Genomic DNA, 3865 nt, shown 5'->3' with positions numbered 1-3865 from the left:
TACATATAGCGATTAAAGACAGGGTTCCTTTTGTTAGCTGTTTTTGCATAGGTATTCTCCTTTTTCTTTTTTATTTCCACCTTTATACATATGTAAAACAAAAAAAGTGAGACATAACTACATACAGGAAACCTACGTTCATTCTACTCGTGAAAAAATCCGAACAGATTAAATTCTCTTTCAAGAATCAAACCCGTTCGGATTTTCTTTTAACTAAAACACTTTTGTCCTAGCCTCTTTTTTAAAGCTGCTGTTGCTTCAGTATATGATTTGCTTCTTCTAAGTAAGTCACATACGCCTGTACTTGTTTATCACCGTAATTATCTAATTCAAACAGCGCTTCTTGTATAAAATTAAAATTATCAATAATATGCTGTGTTTTCATGCCTCGGCTTGTGAGTAAATTGTTTAACCATAAGGCGTAGTCCGTAAAAATTTGCAGGTTGTCTAACTTATATGTTGTCTCAAGATACTTCATATGATAATGATTATCTTCATGGCATCTTTCTTTGCCGCGCTCTCCGAATTTTTCGAGCAAAGAAGGTTCTAACTCGTAGATTTTATCCGTTACTCTTTCGACGATCTTATTAACGGGAAGTGAACTCATCGTGCCACCACTTTGTACTGGGAAACTTTTGGGATGACGGCTGCCAGTTCTTGATCAGGGTATTTTTTCTCTAAATCATGAATACGCTTGAAATCTTCGCTTCGTACCCAGCTTAAATAATTCTCTTTCGTATCAAATGTAAGCTGAACGGTGAGCTCCCCTGCTCGCTTATCGTTTTGAAGAAGTAGAAAGTCTACAAATCCTGGAGCCTCGTCGACGGATTTTGAACGATTTTTATAAATTCCAATCACTTCTTCAGCTTTTTCATCCGGTACATTAAATGTTGAAAATACGGTGTACATCTTTGTTCCTCCCTTTATGATACAAAACCTGGGTTCTTTTCTCTTTATTGTACATCATATGGGAGATGAAATGGTGTTACGTTTAGATTTCACAGCGGTTACAGCAGATTTTTAAAACAAAAAGCCCTTTGAAACAGCGTTTCAAAGGGCTTTTTTACCGTTATTAGTTTTCGATTTTTGTTAATTGTTCTGTATGTGTTTTTACACGTGCTGGATCAATTGTAATACGGGCAACGCCTGAATCCATTGCCGCTTTTGCTACAGATTCTGCTACAGCTGGCGCTACGCGAGGATCAAATGGTCCAGGGATAACGTAATCTGCGTTTAGCTCTTCTTCTGTAATAAGGGCTGCAATTGCTTCAACAGCAGCTTTTTTCATTTCTTCATTGATATGAGTAGCGCGAACGTCTAACGCACCGCGGAAAATTCCAGGGAATGCAAGAACGTTATTTACTTGGTTAGGGAAGTCTGAACGACCTGTTCCAATAACAGCCGCTCCTGCTTCTTTTGCCGCGTCTGGCTTGATTTCTGGATTAGGATTTGCCATCGCAAAGATAATTGCATCTTCATTCATTGATTTAACCATCTCTTGAGATAATGCATCTGCTGCAGATACGCCGATAAATACATCTGCGCCTTTAATTACATCGCTTAGCGTACCGCTTTCTTTGTTTACATTTGTATAAGAAGCCACTTCCGCTTTTACTTTGTTCATACCTTGAGGGCGTCCTTCATAAATAGCACCTCTTGTATCACACATAATCATGTCACGTACGCCGTAAGAATAAAGAAGTTTTGTAATAGCAATGCCGGCAGCTCCTGCTCCGTTTAAGACGATTTTTAAGTCTTCCATTGATTTGTTTACAATTTTTAATGCATTTACAAGTCCTGCTACCGTTACGATTGCTGTACCATGCTGATCATCATGGAATACAGGAATATCTACTTCTTTTTTCAAGCGCTCTTCAATTTCAAAGCACTGTGGAGCTGCGATATCTTCTAAGTTAATGCCTCCGAATGTGWGAGCCATTAATTTTACAGTTTCAACAATTTTATCTGTATCTGTTGTATCAAGTGCAATTGGGAATGCGTCTACGCCTGCAAAGCTTTTAAATAAAATCGCCTTTCCTTCCATAACAGGAAGTGAAGCTGCAGGTCCGATGTTTCCAAGGCCGAGAACAGCCGTACCATTTGTCACAACGCCGACCATGTTTCCTTTCATTGTGTAATCATACACCGTTTCTGGATGTTCATGAATTTCTTTACAAGGTTCTGCTACTCCTGGAGAGTAAGCTAAGCTTAAATCTTGAGCGTTTTGAACTTCAACTTTTGATTTAACTTCTAACTTACCTTGTTTTTCTTGATGCATATGTAGTGCTTGATCACGTAGTGACATAATTGTATTCTCTCCTTTTTTTCTATACATTTAAATTTTTTGATGAATTTATTTAACACTTGCTTTTTATCTCCATAATTGTAAGACAACCTGACCGAATAAATTCACTGACAAGTGCCATTATGAAACAAGGAATATAAAAAGTAAACTATCTTGCTTAAACCACTTCTGCGCTTTGTTATTATAAAGTCTAGACGCAGCGGCAACTCATGTTTGTCTCACTTTAAGTTGTCTGATATACAGACAACTTAGAAAGCATACAACCGCTCACTATAGCGCTTTCAAATACGTTTCAGCAAAATCGACGGCTTTAGGCATTGAAAAGAAGTATGCACGTGCTGAACCGATTTTTTCAGCTTTTATTCCTTTTGCTTCAATAAACGCTTCACCTATCTTTTCAAACAGCTCTTCTCTAAACTCTAATTCTTTATACGTCTTCCATACGTGCTTTCCTCCATCCATAACTGGAGATCCTTTTTGAATCACGTTTCGATATGGAATACGATATTCTGCTAGATGAAAAGAAGTATTGTTCCCAAACCCGACACCTAATAATAAAACAAAGGCATGTTTTTTGTAAAGCCTTTCAAGAGGAGAATTTTCGCCTAAACTGAATTCAAGGGGATGATCTCTTAAGATGTCTTCGCTGCCCTTTCCCCAAGCGGCGAATGAATACATTGGATGGCTGCTTCTTCTTACGCCAGGGTATGTTCGAAAAGTTTCCACGATTTGTCCCATACCGCTTGTTGGTGTATGAGCTGGATCATATGCGGGCATCGTTTCCCGAATAGTTTCCCACCACTCTTTTGGCACAGCCGGATTGCCCCATTCTGATGGATCCGAAAGATCGACCGACTGTGACGGCATCACGATCGTTCCTTCCTCTGTCACTGTCTCCATTAAAGCTTGAACAACGGCTACTGAACCTCCGTTTACCCACCCTAATGAAGATAGCGAAGAATGAGCCATGATAGTCATCCCTTTTGTTATGCCTAACCTGCGTAAATCTTCTTTTAATGTATCTTTCGTTCTAGGATGATCTGTTGCTTGGACAATGTGCTTCATCGTAAGCTCCTTACTTATGGTGCTGCTAGAATGTGTTGCCGAACTCTAGCAATATATGTAAAACTTATGTTTCCATAATAGTAAGAATAACATCAATTGTCAAATTATTTAAAGTAAYAGAAAAACTTAGTTTTATTCATATCAGTTATCATACAACTGACTTGTTGGTAAGGTTTATTTCTTTCAATTATCTTACTATAATAACCGCTACTGAAGCTTTTCAATAAATTAAAAAGAAGAATATTCCTATAAATAAAAGAAATACTAATGAAGCTATACTATTTACCTATCACTATTTTCAGGAGGAATGTGTACAATGAGCACATCAAAACTTCCGCCGCTCACGTCCTCAGAGCTTGCTAACTTATGGATGACTTATCAGGAAAAAACGATGATTTCGAGGTTTTTAGAATATTGTCTTGAAGGTAAAGAAGATCATAAAGAGCTTTTTGAGCTGTATTATAGTCCGTAATATTTAATGAGTAGCTATAATAC

The 3865-nt window shown here is 37.8% G+C and carries 4 protein-coding genes and 1 pseudogene; 1 reads left to right on the top strand and 4 read right to left on the bottom strand.

The features are described from left to right. Positions 1-241: 241 nt before the first annotated feature. The 4 genes from AC1DRF_RS18975 to AC1DRF_RS18960 all read right to left on the bottom strand — a co-directional run bounded on the left by AC1DRF_RS18975 (position 242) and on the right by AC1DRF_RS18960 (position 3370). Positions 242-607: a hypothetical protein gene (locus tag AC1DRF_RS18975; RefSeq protein WP_043981462.1), complete on the bottom strand. Its 366-nt coding sequence runs from the start codon at positions 605-607 to the stop codon at positions 242-244. Continuing rightward, positions 604-909, bottom strand: a complete 306-nt coding sequence (locus AC1DRF_RS18970; RefSeq protein WP_013057785.1) for an antibiotic biosynthesis monooxygenase family protein — start codon at positions 907-909, stop codon at positions 604-606. Before AC1DRF_RS18970 ends, AC1DRF_RS18975 begins: the two co-directional genes overlap by 4 nt. Positions 910-1072: 163 nt before the next feature. Further along, a complete protein-coding gene (gene ystJ / locus AC1DRF_RS18965; RefSeq protein ID WP_477741401.1) occupies positions 1073-2305 on the bottom strand; it encodes an NADP-dependent malic enzyme in 1233 nt (410 codons plus the stop codon). A 270-nt stretch (positions 2306-2575) separates the two neighbouring features. Continuing rightward, positions 2576-3370: an AAC(3) family N-acetyltransferase gene (locus AC1DRF_RS18960; RefSeq protein ID WP_477741400.1), complete on the bottom strand. Its 795-nt coding sequence runs from the start codon at positions 3368-3370 to the stop codon at positions 2576-2578. A gap of 316 nt (positions 3371-3686) precedes the next feature. On the opposite strand from AC1DRF_RS18960, the pseudogene AC1DRF_RS18955 reads away from it, so the two are divergent. Further along, positions 3687-3836 (top strand): annotated as a pseudogene (locus tag AC1DRF_RS18955) (DUF3231 family protein); the annotation flags it as partial. Positions 3837-3865 lie beyond the last annotated feature (29 nt).

Source organism: Priestia sp. P5_B4 (genome assembly GCF_056400385.1).
The sequence above is the reverse complement of the archived record's forward strand: the minus strand, read 5'-3'. Positions and strand labels throughout refer to the sequence as shown.

Excerpts from the sequence above, each read along its gene's own strand:
- AC1DRF_RS18975 (WP_043981462.1), bottom strand. The coding sequence starts at position 607 with ATGAGTTCACTTCCCGTTAATAAGATCGTCGAAAGAGTAACGGATAAA.
- AC1DRF_RS18970 (WP_013057785.1), bottom strand. The coding sequence starts at position 909 with ATGTACACCGTATTTTCAACATTTAATGTACCGGATGAAAAAGCTGAA.
- AC1DRF_RS18960 (WP_477741400.1), bottom strand. The coding sequence starts at position 3,370 with ATGAAGCACATTGTCCAAGCAACAGATCATCCTAGAACGAAAGATACA.